General features: G+C 35.7%; 11 protein-coding genes. 3 read left to right on the top strand and 8 right to left on the bottom strand.

Going from position 1 to position 14825, the window contains the following annotated elements:
• Nucleotides 1-58: 58 nt before the first annotated feature.
• Together J4T76_RS04545 and J4T76_RS04540 are read right to left on the bottom strand one after the other, a co-directional pair.
• On the bottom strand, nucleotides 59-2737 hold the full coding sequence (locus J4T76_RS04545) for a J domain-containing protein (RefSeq protein WP_267345505.1): 2679 nt from the start codon (nucleotides 2735-2737) through the stop codon (nucleotides 59-61).
• Nucleotides 2734-3432 (bottom strand): DUF1266 domain-containing protein, encoded by a 699-nt coding sequence (locus tag J4T76_RS04540; RefSeq protein ID WP_267340237.1) that lies wholly within the window; start codon nucleotides 3430-3432, stop codon nucleotides 2734-2736. Before J4T76_RS04540 ends, J4T76_RS04545 begins: the two co-directional genes overlap by 4 nt.
• A gap of 241 nt (nucleotides 3433-3673) precedes the next feature.
• On the opposite strand from J4T76_RS04540, the gene dolP reads away from it, so the two are divergent.
• Nucleotides 3674-4255: a division/outer membrane stress-associated lipid-binding lipoprotein gene (gene dolP, locus J4T76_RS04535; RefSeq protein WP_267340239.1), complete on the top strand. Its 582-nt coding sequence runs from the start codon at nucleotides 3674-3676 to the stop codon at nucleotides 4253-4255.
• A 68-nt stretch (nucleotides 4256-4323) separates the two neighbouring features.
• On the opposite strand, the gene csdE is transcribed toward dolP, so the two are convergent.
• From csdE to ubiU, 4 genes are all read right to left on the bottom strand, one after another.
• Nucleotides 4324-4719: a cysteine desulfurase sulfur acceptor subunit CsdE gene (gene csdE, locus J4T76_RS04530; RefSeq protein ID WP_267340241.1), complete on the bottom strand. Its 396-nt coding sequence runs from the start codon at nucleotides 4717-4719 to the stop codon at nucleotides 4324-4326.
• 69 nt (nucleotides 4720-4788) lie between these two features.
• Nucleotides 4789-6012, bottom strand: coding sequence for a cysteine desulfurase CsdA (gene csdA / locus J4T76_RS04525; protein ID WP_267340242.1), 1224 nt, complete (start codon nucleotides 6010-6012; stop codon nucleotides 4789-4791).
• Complete coding sequence (locus J4T76_RS04520; protein ID WP_267340244.1) at nucleotides 5969-6847, bottom strand: U32 family peptidase; 879 nt, start codon at nucleotides 6845-6847, stop codon at nucleotides 5969-5971. Before J4T76_RS04520 ends, csdA begins: the two co-directional genes overlap by 44 nt.
• 153 nt (nucleotides 6848-7000) lie before the next feature.
• Entirely contained in the window at nucleotides 7001-7996 is a 996-nt protein-coding gene (ubiU, locus tag J4T76_RS04515; protein ID WP_267340245.1) for a ubiquinone anaerobic biosynthesis protein UbiU, read from the bottom strand.
• A gap of 387 nt (nucleotides 7997-8383) precedes the next feature.
• Here ubiU and suhB point away from each other — a divergent pair, with 387 nt between their 5' ends.
• Together suhB and J4T76_RS04505 are read left to right on the top strand one after the other, a co-directional pair.
• Nucleotides 8384-9187, top strand: a complete 804-nt coding sequence (suhB, locus tag J4T76_RS04510) for an inositol-1-monophosphatase (protein WP_267340246.1) — start codon at nucleotides 8384-8386, stop codon at nucleotides 9185-9187.
• Nucleotides 9188-10034: 847 nt separating this feature from the next.
• Nucleotides 10035-12218, top strand: coding sequence for a heavy metal translocating P-type ATPase (locus J4T76_RS04505; RefSeq protein WP_267354637.1), 2184 nt, complete (start codon nucleotides 10035-10037; stop codon nucleotides 12216-12218).
• 37 nt (nucleotides 12219-12255) lie between these two features.
• Here the strand turns inward: J4T76_RS04505 and tilS are convergent, their stop codons facing one another.
• Complete coding sequence (gene tilS, locus J4T76_RS04500) at nucleotides 12256-13563, bottom strand: tRNA lysidine(34) synthetase TilS (RefSeq protein WP_267340249.1); 1308 nt, start codon at nucleotides 13561-13563, stop codon at nucleotides 12256-12258.
• Between the two features lie 11 nt (nucleotides 13564-13574).
• The gene (gene metC, locus J4T76_RS04495) at nucleotides 13575-14792 is read right to left on the bottom strand and encodes a cystathionine beta-lyase (protein ID WP_267345495.1); all 1218 of its coding nucleotides are present in this window, start codon (nucleotides 14790-14792) and stop codon (nucleotides 13575-13577) included.
• Between the last annotated feature and the right edge of the window lie 33 nt (nucleotides 14793-14825).

Raw genomic sequence — 14825 nt, 5'->3', positions numbered from 1 at the left:
TTTTTATCAGACGATTTTCCCCTTTTTATACGAACTAAAAAAGGGGATTTTATACCGCTTACTTTTCCTTAATGGTTTTTTTTATTGGTGGTCCAAAGCGATTGGTTTTTTTGAATTCTGGAAACCAACATGGTAATAATAATAGTGGTAGCTTAAGTGTTGTTGTAACAAAATATAAAGGTTGTCCTTTATCAGTATCATTGATACGTCGTTTGATAGCAAAAATAGTATTCATTGCTATCAATGTCAAAATGACACAACTTGTTATATTGTCTAAATCATTTTTACTTAAAAACGTAACCATTTTAATAGATAAGATTAATTGCACGATAAAGCCTATTATATTTGTGCGCCCATTCCAACGCCAAAACTGCCACCATCTATTTGAGGGTAGGGATTGTGAATCAAGCCATTTTTTATTTTCAGTATCTTTTGCCAAAAGTAATGCTGCACAGAGTCGTAAAACTAAATCGTTATCGCTATCATTTTTAAATTCATCTAACAATTTTAGTTCATCATCATCACATACGCCGTATTGATTGGATAAGCGTTTAGCAAGTGATGCGAACTCGTTAAATTGCTTGGTATTGTGATATCTGTTTTTATTAATCGTAAAAGGATATCTCCAATTATCTTTTAAAGAGTTAGCTACCTTTTGTAGATCTTTATTGTTACCAACCAGTTTTTGTAACGTGTGATCTAATTTGGTTTTTTGTTCAGGTTTGTTTAATACAATCAGGTATAGCAATATCAAATAAGCTGGATTTTTTTTAGCTAATTTCTGTGCCCATAATTGTTCTATTTTTTGTTCTATATCATTAAAATCGATATAGTCTGGATCATCAATAAACCATTCTATTGAATCTGGATAATTGTTTAAAATACAATTAACTAGATCACTATCATTATCAATTAGGTTGTAAAGTTCAGATTGATTGTGCCAATTGCCATGTTTAAATATCTCTATTAATGGTTTAAGTTTATCATCCTCCTCCATAGTAAAATGATCATTTTTTTGTCGAATATAAATAGCGACATTTGTCGGATCGTTAACAATAGCATAAACTAATAAACAATGATAAAACCATTGCCAATACGCATTTTTGTTATTCATTCTTGTTGATGCATCTGGCGGTTCGGGTAGCAAATAATATTCCATGAATTCTAAAAATATAGCCCAATCAAACATTTCCATATTTGAATAATGAAAGCTATGATATAAATGTAATTTAGCAATATCGGGGATCGCTTGGAATCTATCTAGCCATAAGCGACCATATAAAACCAGCTCACCATTTTCATTTGGATCGAATTTTTTAGGTAACTGGGCATTTTTATCCTTATCAAATAACCATGCTTTAAATTCTTGTATTGGTGAGAGTTGTTTGAGCCATGTTAGATGTTGTCGTGCCTGTCGTTGTAAATGATGCAGAATAAATTGTTCAAAAGGATCATTGCTTTGATCATCTAAAATTTCTTGTAATAATATTTCGTTACCATGGCGCAACATCACAGCATGCCGATATAATCGATATAATCGACTCGAACCGTCATCGCGTAACAATATCGATAGAATTTGTCGATAACTCCAATTTACGCTTAAACTCCAATTAACAAAATCAACAATTTCTTTTGGGTAACTGTCGATATCATCGAGTCCAGCTAATCGTGCTGTTGTGGCAGTAGTTAATTGCGGAATTGTGTGTAAATAAATTTCTGTTTTATCGGTGGCAGCACAATGACTTTTATTTAATGCCATAATTAATAGAGGGAAGTAATCTTTTTTAAAGTAGACGCACCAACCCGCGATCCAACTTTCTGCTTTTTCTCGATAATGCCCAGAATAATACAAGTCTAACCAGGATTGTAAGGCATTGTGTTTGTCTTCAAGCAAAGTATACTGAATAGCGGCTATATATTTCCAATCGATGATGGTTTGTTCATTTTGATCGTTTCCGGCAATACATTTTAAAGCATAATCCAAAATAAATTGATTTTTCATGTTTGCTTCACTATGCCAAAAAGCAAATTCAAGCATTAAATTTTTATCATCAGGAAGATAAATGACAGTATCTTGGGATAAGAACATATAAACATCGTCGGGTCTACGTTCCCAAAAAAACCATTTGATAGAATAAATATAATCAATAGTAGCATTTTGTAATGCTTTATTGGTTGTTGGTAGACAGGTGTAATCAAATAAATCGCCATGATCGATATGATTTAAGTAACTATCATATAGTTGAGATTCATCAGTAAACTGAGTCATTAATTGCTGACGCCAGCGTAAATTATCGGCTAGAATCTTAACACATGACTCTGAAATATTGGTTGTTTCATAGCTTAACGTTAATAATCGCCACTTGACTGAATCAATAACCGACATTGGGTAATCATAAAATGAAGCAATAAATTTTTGCCATTCATCTCTTTTATAACAACGCAGGGGATCTTCTAATAGAGCTTGGTAAGCTTGGTAAATTTCATTTGCTTGAATTTGTTCTTCTGTTAGTTGTAATAAAGATTCTTGCTCGGATTGTTGGGTTGCTGCATCAATAGCTGTTTCAGGTGAATTTGCATAATTTATTGCTGCTTCATAAGCCTCGCGCAATGCTTTAAATCCATTAGGATCCGTTTCTGGATGATATAATGGCAGCTTTGCACGATACGATTGACGAATAATCGCAGTATCCGTAGTGGGTTTGATGCCTAATATTTGCCAAAAATTTGTATTCATGACCAATCATACTCCCTTAAAGATTCTGGTTTTTCGCGTTCTTTAATATCAATGTACCAAGGTAGACGATTGCAAGGCGAATCTTCGTCGCTAATTAATATTTTCATGGTACGCGTTTGCGATGCTCTGGTTAATTCACAACGTAAAGCTTCAAGATTTTCTTTGTTGTTAAATGATTCCCAAAATTGAAAACCAACGGACCAACCAGCAAAGTAGTTACGCCAGGATTTATAAAAATATTGAGAACGAGCAGCAATTTTTGTAAGAATCCATAGCGCTTCTTCTTCGGTAATATATTTGTTGGTCGTGCCATTTCGTAGTATATATGCCATACGTGCATAATCCCAACTACGAATGCCACCAATACCACATACACAAAAAGTTTGTTCAACAAATTCCAGTAAAACTTTTTGATAATCGTCTTGATTTTGACAGTAATTACGCCAATCGGATTCTGAGGATCGACAGTATATTGAATAATAGTGAGATAATAATGGCGAATGTCCATTATCAACCATATCAAAAACACAATTGAGCAGAGTCTGACGAGATGTGATTCCCCAACTTTCGCTCAAATCTACAAAATTACGTTCGGGAATAAAGTATGCTGAAGTATAACTTGCACCATTATCTTTGTTTAAAGCAACCATTGGCGCGGACAAGCCATATAGCCAATCAATACTATCTTTATTCATGTGTTAATTCCAATAATTCCAAATGTTACATCATATTATTGACATTAGATTGTAACAAAAAAAGTAACTGTGATTAGTAATAAAATAGAACAATTTTTAAATCATTTATGTTCTTATATTTTTAATCGTTTTTATCATAACGTAATACACAAAATTGTTTTGCAAATCATTATCAACAAGGCATAATAACAGCGATTTTAGTATTTGATTATTACAATATGATAAATTGTAAGGAGTAATAATGAAGAGAGCTGCCTTAATTGCTGTGTTAATAACCGGTGCATTAATGTTACAAGGCTGTATTACTGCCGCTGTAATTGGCGCTGGCGCTACAGCTACTGCAAAAGTTGCTGCCGATCCTCGTACTACTGGTACACAAGTTGATGATACCACTTTAAATTCACGTATGGGGATAAAACTTAAAAATAATAGTCCTCAATTTATTGGAGCACGAATCGTTACCAGTACTTATGGCGGTGATATCCTTTTAACGGGTCAAGCTAACAGTGGACAAATCGAAAAGGCGGAAAGCTTGGCTTATGAAGTTGAAGGCGTAAAAAAAGTCTACAATCAAATTCGACTAGGTAAGCCTGTAAGTGCAGGGACAATCACCAATGATGCATGGATAACAACGAAAGTTAAATCTCAGCTAATAATGAATGCTAAAACTAAAGCACGCAATATTAAAGTTGTAACTGAAAATAGCGAAGTATTTTTGATTGGTATTGTGACATCAGAAGATGGTAAAGCTGCTGCACAACTTGCTAGTAAAGTCAATGGTGTTAAAAAAGTGATCACACTTTTTACTTATAGCCAAAATTAATGAGCATTTTTATAAATTAGTAACAATTTTTAGCAAAAAGGGGGAAAAGCTAGTTTTCCCCTCCTTTTTTATACAACAGATTGAATACGTTCAATGAGTTTAGTCATACCTTGTAATCGCGATTGACTTAGCTCATCAGTAATTTTCAACTCGCTTAATAAAGATTGAAAATCAATTTTGGCAATTTTTTCTGCCGTTTTGTGGTTAGCAATAATAATTAGAATGGTCAGTAAACCTTTAACAATACGCCCTTCACTGTCACCTTGAAATATAAAGGTATTATCCTTTTGCTTTTGATAAGTTAGCCAAACTCGATTTTCACAACCATTGACTTGGTTTTTATCAGTTTTTAAATTTTCAGGCATTGTTGGTAATTGTTTCGCTAATACAATTAATTGTCGATATCGGTCTTGCCAATTGTGTTGCTGTAAAAATAATTTGGTTAAGTCTTGCTGTGATAGCATAATATTGACCTATAAATGATTGACTGTTTGTAAAAAAGTTTCAGGTTAACTATACGTTTCAGTATAAAATTAGGCTAAGATTTCAATTGCATTTTGTAATGCTTGGATAAAAGTATCCACATCTTGCTGATTATTATATGGCATTAATGATAGACGAATAACCCCATGACAACCCAATTTCTTCATTAAGGGCTGAGCACATAGCTCGCCAGTACGAATCGCAATGTTCTGCTCGCTCAGTAAAATTGCTACATCATTAGGATGAATATCGTTAATATTAAATGTGATAATTGGGCTGTTTTCAACATTGTAAAATTGTAAATTGGGCAGTTTGCTTAGCTGTGATTTAGCATAATGAGCTAATTGTTCCGTGTAATTTTCTGCTTTTTTAAGATCCCAATGGTTTAACCAATCAAGTGTTGCACTAAAGCCTACAATGCCTGCTATATTGGGTGTGCCTGCTTCAAATTTATAAGGAATCTCTTCTTGTATAAAGTCATCAAATGAGGCACTTTTTAGCATTTTACCTCCGCCATGCCAAACAGACATTTGCTCTAGTAAGGTTTGTTTACCATATAAAACCCCAAGCCCTGTTGGACCATACAATTTATGAGCCGAAAAAGCATAAAAATCAATATTAAGGGTTGTTACATCAATATCATGATGGACAATTCCTTGGGCACCATCTACTACTAAGATAGCATTATGTTGATGAACGATATGGCTAATTGTCGCTAAATTTGGGCAAAATCCAGTGACATTTGACATATGAGTTATTGCTACAATTTTAGTTCTTGATGATATTATAGATGATAATTCATCCACATCGGCGGACCATTCAATGACTTTTGCTCCAGTTTGTTGAGCGACCATTAACCAAGGTATTAAATTACTGTGATGCTCTAATTGACTGACAATAATTTCGTCCTCAGGTTGTAATACACAGCGAGCATAACTTTGGGCAATTAAATTAATTGATTCAGTAGCGCCGCGAGTCCAGATAATTTCAGTATTTTTGTTAGCATGAAGCAAATTAGCAACATTCTGACGTGCTTTATCAATAGCAAGGGTTACTTGCAACGCATCATGATGTAAACTTCGTTTGGCTGTTGCGGTGTTATGTGCATAATAGGTTACGGTGGCATCCACCATTACCTGAGGTTTAAGGGCCGTCGCGGCGGAATCAAGATACACACTATTACCGTTTAGTGCTGGAAAATCAGCCCTAAATTGCTTTGGTGTAAAATGTTTATTGACTAAGTTCGAGTCCAGCAATACCATTCCAGTAACCATTACAGTCTCGTTTATGTTCAATGTGCAGCGGATTAGAGCCATCTTCATTAGCTTTAAATTGTTTTACAATATCAAGTGTTTCGATTCCTAATGGCGATATTCGTACAATATCGACTAATCCTTTCATCTCTTTTAAATTATTACCTAAGTTATAACAATAACCGCTTTGTGTTTGGATGCCGTTTAGTACAAAAACTTTTTGTTGTTCTTGCGAAAATACTTCACGACCAACCGGATAGTTAATGCAGCAAGTTTCACATTTATCTTTTGGTCTATCCTCTGAACGAGCGGTAAAACAACGTGCGGAATAAGCTAAAGGTAAGTAACCATAACTAAAGACTTCCACTTCGAAGTTTTTTTCAATATTTAGACTTTCAAACTGTGTAAGAACATTACTGAGCCAATCGCGTGAAAGTTCAACAGGCATACACCAACGTACCATACCTCGGTTTTGTAATAATTTTAAAGTCAAGGCGTTATAACAGTTGATAGCGGGACCTGCAACGAAAGGTAATTTATTTTCTTGAGCAATATTGATGGCAGCTAAATCATTGGCCTCCACCAAAAAGTCTCCATTATTGACTAGCTGTCGTAAATCATTTAATTCGGAGGGAGCTTCAAGCAAAGCCAATGTTGAAAGTACTACTTGCTTGCCTGATTTGGCGATTTCCTTAGCTAATTCTAGCCAATTGGGGACTTTCATTTCTCGACGTTTGGTACAAACTGTTTCGCCCATATAAATAATATCAGCTTCACTCTCTTTTGCAGCGTGATAAAAGGCTTCGGTTTCAGTTTTAGGCCAATAATAAAGCACTGGTCCTAATGCATATTTCATGGTTTTGCTCACTATAATTTATTTATCTTAAATCTGGTTTCAATTAATAAAATGACATAACGTAAGTTGTTAAGTACATAAAAAATCAAGAACTGATAAGTTTGATAATCAATATTTCTTGATAATTAATAAAGCAGTATACTCACTATGGTGCTATTGCCATTTCCGGTGGTAAGCACCTAATGTAGTTTGGGTTCCTTCAGATACAGAACCTAGTGTATCCATCCAGCTTTTTTCTGCCTGGAATGATTGTGGATTTGCTTTATAGCGATCAATTGCTTGACGCCATACTTTAGTTACTTGTTCAACGTAGGCAGGGCTACGTTGACGACCTTCAATTTTGACTGACGCAATATTGGCTGCAAACAGCTCAGGTAATAGTTCAATTGTGTTTAAACTGGTTGGTTCCTCAATAGGATGATAAAGTTCATCTCCTACAAAATAACGACCTTTACATAAGGTTGGATAACCAGCATTTTCACCTTTTTTATGGCAATCAATTAATACATTATTTAAGCGCGACTCAAGACCCTTTTCGGTTTCTTCCCAGCGAACAAATTTTGCTGGTGAACAAGCACCGACAGTGTTGGGGGATTCGCCTGTAAGATAAGAAGATAAATAACAACGTCCTTCTGCCATAATACATAAACTACCAAAGGCAAATACTTCAAGTGGAACTGGCGAAACTTGTGAAAGTTGCTTTACTTGATGCATAGAAAGTACACGCGGTAACACAATACGATGTACGTGAAAATTGTTATAGTAGAACTTAATTGATTCTTCATTGGTTGATGATGCTTGTACTGAGACATGACGCTCAAGGTTTGGATATTTTTCAGCAGCATAATCTAGCATTGCTAAATCCGCAATAATAAGTGCATCGGCACCAATATTGGCGGCTGTATCAACTGCATATTGCCAACGCTGGAAATTTTCAGGATGCGCAAAGGTGTTAATTGCAATATGGAGTTTTTTACCATGTCTATGCACATAGTCAGAGGCTTCAATTAAGCGCTTCTCATTAAAATTCAAACCAGCAAAATGACGGGCATTAGTATCATCTTTTAAACCAATATAAACCGCATCAGCACCATTATCAATGGCTACTTTAAGTGATGGTAAAGATCCTGCTGGACAAAGAAGTTCCATAATTATTCCTAACTTAAGTTCGCTTTTTTATACGCTAAGTATTATGCAATAATTCTTAATTTATTGCGAATAGAAAGCCAATTATGCGGTGAAAAAAGTTACGATAGAATGATTTAACCATTTTTATTAACTCTAATTAATCTTGGTGAGCTAACTTAATAGTTATCAATAAAGTTCTTACTGATTAGCTAGATATAAATAAAGCAAATTAAGTAACAAGGTGATAGAGGATCAGCGTTACGAGAATAAGGCTATTTTAGCCATCAATCCTAACATAATCTGGCAATGAAGCGGTAAAACCTTTATACTATACTGTAAATTTTAGTATGACTATGTGAGTTTTACTAAAACCATCCGTTCTTTAACATCATCAATTGGAAGAAATTTATGCATCCGATGCTTAATATTGCTATTCGCGCTGCTCGTAAAGCAGGTAATGTGGCCATAAAGGCTTATGAAAACCCTAGTTCAATCGAAATTGATACTAAAGGCGCTAACGATTTTGCTACTAATGCTGATCGCGCTGCTGAAGCTTTGATTATTGAAACAATCAAAAAAGCGTATCCTGATCATACTATAATCGCCGAAGAAAGTGGTTTGGCTAAAGGTAATGATGCTGAAACTCAGTGGATAATTGATCCAATTGATGGTACGACCAATTTTATTAAGAATATTCCGCATTTTGCTGTTTCTATTGCCGCTCGTGTTAAGGGCAAAACCGAAGTTGCTGTGGTTTATAATCCAATGAGTAATGAATTGTTTACTGCTGCGCGTGGTAAAGGTGCTCAGCTTAATGGTTACCGTATTCGTGTCAGTAACGCTAAAGATTTAGATGGTAGTGTGCTAGCAACGGCATTTCCATTCAAGGCTAAACAATATAGCGATAGCTATTTTACGGTTCTACAAAAGTTATTTACTCGATGTGGCGATTTTCGTCGTAGCGGTTCGGCAGCTTTAGATTTGGCTTATGTTGCAACAGGTCGTCTAGACGGCTTTTTTGAAATTGGTTTAAAACCATGGGATATCGCTGGCGGTGAATTGATTTTGCGTGAAGCTGGCGGTGTGATGACCGATTTTGCTGGTGGTAATAATTATATGGTTTCTGGTAATGTTGTCGCTGGAAATCCTAGAATTGTTAAAGATCTATTGGTTTCCACTCAAAACGATTGGCCAGAAAAATTACGTAATTAATTTTTTAGATTAAAATACAGGGTTATCAAGATCCTGTATTTTTCGTATACAGATTTTTAATCTTATCTAACTGATTAAATTAAATTATTATAGTTAGTCTGCTAGTTCAACAATTGAACAATTAACTTCTGATCCTAGGCTATTTAAGCAAGGGTATCCCCATTTATACATTGCTTTTAATATGAGTTTAACCGTTTTACCAAAATAAGTTTATGAATATTCGACTTTCGGTGGAATAACTGAGAATACTTTACAATTAATAAGCCATTTGTTTCAAGATCACCTAGTTGTTGAGTGAGCATTTTAGGTGTGCATATGGGCTTTCTTTACGTAACTGAGAATATCTTAATGTTTTTTCTTTCATTAATTTTAATAAAATTAGAGAGTTGTATTCTTATCCAATGATATTTGTTGTTGTCTCAACTGGCAGCAAATAGTAGGTTGATAATCTTCATTAGGATCGGATTTATACGTCATGTTAATGACCCAATAGTTTCTTTTGGGGAAGTATAGATCAAAAAAGTTCATTCTTGCTATAAGAATAATAAACATTAGAATGGTTATTAAATAGGTTATTAATAGAATCGTTACTAAAACTTTTTTGATGTTGTTATAGTATTATAATCATTGAGATTATTGCTATCTTGATTGAGTATTAAAAAAGACTTGTTTTATAGGTGGCTATCAGTTATTTGATGTCATTTAATAGGACAGGCTCATTTTAATCAAGATAAGAAATAGTCTTTCTCTATCTGTTAAAACAATAATAGATTTAGTTGGAAAATAGTTTGTTAACATTCAGCCAATACTGAACCCAAACAACATCAACACTTAAGGGATGCATCAAATGAAAACAGTTGAATACAATTTTTTTGTTGAAGATATGAGCTGCGCATCATGTGTTAGCCGTGTAGAAAAAGCATTAAGAAAGATTGATGGTGTGATTGATGTTAGTGTAAACCTTGCAACTGAAAAGGCCACCGTTAAGGCTAATGCTGATGTTAAATTAGAAACTTTAATGGCAGCAGTTGATAAAGCTGGTTACCATGCAGTGAAGATTTCCGAGCCGGAAATTCACGCTAAAGACGTGAGTAAGCAAGCATCAGTTTGGCCGATTATTATTTCGGTTATATTAGCACTTCCTTTTGTTTTGCCGATGTTATTTGAATTATTTGGAATTCATTGGATGATGCCCGCTTGGCTGCAATTAGTGATTGCTTCGATTGTACAATTTGGACTTGGCGCTAAATTTTATCGTAGTGGTTTTAATGCAGCTAAAGCATTGTCTGGGAATATGGATTTACTTGTTGCTATTGGTACCAGCGCTGCTTATGGACTTTCTCTTTATCAGCTTATTATTGGTCATGCCGATCACCTCTATTTTGAGTCATCAGTGGTTATTATTACCTTGATCTTGATTGGTAAATGGTTAGAGTCAAGGGCCAAACATCAAACGACCCAAGCGATTGAGGCACTTTCTGCGCTTCGCCCTGAAGTAGCATTAGTTCGACAAGGGGAGCAAGAGGTGAGTTTGCCAATAAGTCAGGTTAAGGTTAATGATGTGGTGGTTATTAAACCCGGTGAGCGAATACCCGTTGATGGTATTGTTCTTGAAGGCGCATCAAGTTGTGATGAGTCTATGTTGACTGGGGAAAGTTTTCCGGTTACTAAAACACTCAATAGTACCGTAACCGGTGGAACTATAAATGGTGAAGGACTATTAATTGTAAAAACAACCGCTATTCAAGCTGATTCTATGTTGTCTAAGATTATTGCTATGGTTGAGTCAGCCCAAGCGAAAAAAGCACCAATTCAGCGTATTGTGGATCGGATTAGTGCTATTTTTGTACCCGTCATTTTATTGATTGCTTTAATTACATTGCTTGCTTGGGGCTTTATTTCTCATGATTGGCAGCAAGCTTTACTTCATGCGGTTGCCGTGTTAGTGATTGCTTGCCCATGTGCGCTAGGGTTAGCAACGCCAACAGCTATAATGGTTGGTACGGGGGTTGCTGCTCGTCATGGTATTTTGATTAAAGATGCCGAAGCACTTGAGACCTTACACAATATTAATACTGTAGCATTTGATAAAACTGGCACATTAACAATCGGTAAACCAGAGTTAGTTGAACTAGATGTGCTGGGCATGGAAACAGCCGATCAAATTCTTTCTGTTGCAGCATCTATGCAAGCAGGTAGTGAACACCCACTAGCTAAAGCAATATTAGCTAAGGCTAAATCCTACAGTTATGCACAAAATATTACATCAATCGCGGGTTCAGGAGTGATGGCAACGATTGATAGCCATGAATATTATTTAGGCAGTTTGCGTTGGATGAAAACGTTAAATGCCTATTTTGTAGATATGCAGGATAAAGTTAATGAGCTTACGCAAAAAGGTTACACAATCTCATTTTTAGCCAAACAGCAATCAGAAAATAGTATTGTGATATTAGCCATATTCGGTTTTTCTGATGTTATTAAGCCTGAAGCGAAAAGTGCTATTGATGCATTACATCAATTAAAGGTAAATACGGTTATGTTAACCGGTGACAATCAACAAGCTGCTAATTATGTAGGACAGCAATTAAATTTGGATAAAGTTATTGCTGAAGTTTTGCCTCAAGATAAAGCGAACTATATTTATCAATTACAAAAAGATAGCCAAAGTAATAATAAAGTTGCCATGGTTGGTGATGGTATCAATGACGCACCGGCTTTAGCTGCCGCTGATATTGGTATTGCAATGGGGACGGGAACTGATGTCGCAATGCATACAGCCAGTATTACTTTAATGCGTGGCAATCTATTTTTAATTGCCGATGCTATCGATATTTCTCGAAGAACTTATAATAAAATTAAACAAAACCTATTTTGGGCGTTTATCTACAATTTAATTGGCATACCTCTCGCTGCTTTAGGTTTTTTAAATCCAATGATAGCTGGTGCAGCAATGGCACTGAGCAGTGTGAGTGTGGTGACAAATGCGTTGTTGTTGAAACGATGGAAAGCTCGTTCTGAAACAAAATAATTTGATATTTTGTAAATTGAGGAGACGGATTGTCTCCTTATTGTTTATTTATAAGGTTAAACCCAACTTGTGATCCTTTACCTTGCTCAGTAACAAATACCCCAACTGCGGTAATGAGTTGTTCATTATAATAAATTAAGGGAATACGGGTGCGCATCCACGGTGGAATATGATGCTCTTGCCACAATTTTTTTATCGATCGCGATCCCTGGCGTTGAACAATTTGAAATTGCCCTTGAGCATGAAATCGGACTGATACGGTTTCATCATTTTGTGGTAAACGACAAGTTAAATTGGTTTGGTAATTGGGCTGCAATATACCTAAATTATCCGGCAAAGTTAGCGAAGCGGTTAAATCCCAAGGTAAAATTTGTTGCTCAATATCTTGATACAAAGGCAACAAATAGAGCTGGTTTTGATATCGGCGAATTTGCCAATTATGCAATATGAATTTCGGATTAGCATCTTCTTGTGCCAAAGCCACTGTTTGCCATATCAACGATAACTGTTTTTGGCTTGGCATATTGATTTGTTGAGATCGAAACCACATTCGTAGTATGGCATTACGTTTATAGTCCGAATAGCCATGTAACGCTGTTAAACATAACTGCCCTTTTGATGTTGTAACTTGTTTAAAATCAGCTAACAGTAGTTCGTTAAGTAGCGCTTCTTGTTGTTGGCATAATTTTGCACTGCGAGCAACCATTTGTGAAAAATGAGGCCAACGATGATTAAGTGTTGGTAGAACATTTAAACGTAAAAAGTTGCGATCGTAATGGTCATCTTGATTACTTTCATCTTCTATCCAACTTAATTGGTGTAGATTGGCATACTGTTCAATCTCTTGACGAGATATCGTTAATAATGGTCGAAGATGTTGTCCATTTTCAATCGGCATAGCGGATAAGCCAGTTGGTCCACTTCCACGCTTTAACGCTAAAAAGAAAGTTTCACATTGATCGTCAAGGTGCTGGGCAGTACATAAAAACTCATTATTTTCTAAATGTCGATAAATTGCTTGATAACGGGCTTCTCTGGCTTGTTCTTCAATATTGCCAGCTGTTCTATCAAGTTTTACTTTTTCAATAATCAAAGGGACTTGCCAAACTAGGCATTGTTGTTTGCAATGTTCAGCCCAATTATCGGCATTTTGACTCAAACCATGATGGATATAAATTGCTCTGAGTTGCAAATTTTGTAACTGTCGCTTTAAATTGACTAATGCTTGCATTAATACGGTTGAATCAACTCCACCACTGAAGGCAACAAGTAGCGATTGCCGACCGTTTAGGTGTTGTAAAATAGTTTGTTCAATCACATTGTCGCTCTTTGTTTGATGACCCATCTGCTATCCATTTATACTAAACTTTGTAATGCATTAACCTTGTTTGTATGTAGTTTGATTCTATCCAAACCAGCAGCCAAATCGGCAATTAAATCATCAGGATCTTCAAGACCGATATGTAATCGGATTAATGTACCAGTGAAATCAATGCCGGATATTGGTCGTATTTTTGCTAGATCTTCGGGTTGGTTGGCCAATATTAGTGATTCGAATCCACCCCATGAATATGCCATTGAGAAGTGAGTCATATTATCTAAGAAATCAGATAATTGCACTTCGCTTAAATGATCGTTAAGTACAAATGAAAATAGACCACTAGCGCCACTAAAATCACGTTTAAAAAACTCATGTCCTTTACAACTTTCGAGTGCTGGATGATTAACGGTTGCCACTTTAGGGTGATTAGCTAACCAATTTGCCACTTTTATACTGCTTTCATGATGTTGTTTTAATCTAACGGCTAAAGTTCGCAATCCTCGTGCTGCCATATAAGCGGTATCTGCGTCACACATTTGCCCCATTAAATAAGAACGTTCACGTAATTTATCCCAACAGCGTTGATTGGCAACAGCCGTTCCTAACATGGCATCTGAGTGACCAATTAAATACTTAGTACCGGCTTGAATTGAGATATCAACATCGTGCTCTAATGCTTTAAATAAAACACCTGCTCCCCATGTATTATCCATCATAATCACAATTTCTGGATTCACGCTACGGATTGCTTTAACAATTGCAGGCACATCATGCAGTTCCATGGTAATTGAGCTTGGTGATTCAAGAAATACCACTTTAGTATTCGGTTTTATATATTTAGTAATATATCGACTAATGAGTGGCGGGAAATAATCGGTTTCCACTCCAAAATCTTTAAGTATATGCTCACAAAATTCTTGGGTAGGTTCGTAACTGGCTTCCGATACCAGAATATGATCTCCTGCTTTTACAAAAGCTAAAATGGCATTTGCAATTGCTGCTGCTCCACAAGGATATAGGTAACAGCCTGCTCCTCCCTCTATTTCTACCATGGCATCTTGCAAAGCAAAATGAGTTAAAGTGCCACGACGACCGTAAAATAGAGCCCCTTTAGTACGATTTTCCATTGCTTCTTTTTTTGCTTTGATTGAATCAAAAACTAGCGATGAAGCTCGCTGAATAACGGAATTGACTGCACCTTGGGTATAGCGTTTTTTTCGACCCGCATGAACTAATTTTGTTTGTAATGACATGATGCATCCTTAGTGATCTGATAAATTTTGGTA

This window comes from Gilliamella sp. B3022 (assembly GCF_028751545.1).
In the GTDB taxonomy this organism is placed as follows: domain Bacteria; phylum Pseudomonadota; class Gammaproteobacteria; order Enterobacterales; family Orbaceae; genus Gilliamella.
This window is presented reverse-complemented; position numbering and strand designations above follow the sequence as displayed.

Coding starts and splice junctions, on each gene's coding strand:
- ubiU (WP_267340245.1), bottom strand. CDS start 7,996: ATGGAACTTCTTTGTCCAGCAGGATCTTTACCATCACTTAAAGTAGCC.
- metC (WP_267345495.1), bottom strand. CDS start 14,792: ATGTCATTACAAACAAAATTAGTTCATGCGGGTCGAAAAAAACGCTAT.
- csdE (WP_267340241.1), bottom strand. CDS start 4,719: ATGCTATCACAGCAAGACTTAACCAAATTATTTTTACAGCAACACAAT.
- csdA (WP_267340242.1), bottom strand. CDS start 6,012: ATGGTTACTGGAATGGTATTGCTGGACTCGAACTTAGTCAATAAACAT.
- J4T76_RS04505 (WP_267354637.1), top strand. CDS start 10,035: ATGAAAACAGTTGAATACAATTTTTTTGTTGAAGATATGAGCTGCGCA.
- J4T76_RS04520 (WP_267340244.1), bottom strand. CDS start 6,847: ATGAAATATGCATTAGGACCAGTGCTTTATTATTGGCCTAAAACTGAA.
- J4T76_RS04540 (WP_267340237.1), bottom strand. CDS start 3,432: ATGAATAAAGATAGTATTGATTGGCTATATGGCTTGTCCGCGCCAATG.
- tilS (WP_267340249.1), bottom strand. CDS start 13,563: ATGGGTCATCAAACAAAGAGCGACAATGTGATTGAACAAACTATTTTA.
- J4T76_RS04545 (WP_267345505.1), bottom strand. CDS start 2,737: ATGAATACAAATTTTTGGCAAATATTAGGCATCAAACCCACTACGGAT.
- suhB (WP_267340246.1), top strand. CDS start 8,384: ATGCATCCGATGCTTAATATTGCTATTCGCGCTGCTCGTAAAGCAGGT.
- dolP (WP_267340239.1), top strand. CDS start 3,674: ATGAAGAGAGCTGCCTTAATTGCTGTGTTAATAACCGGTGCATTAATG.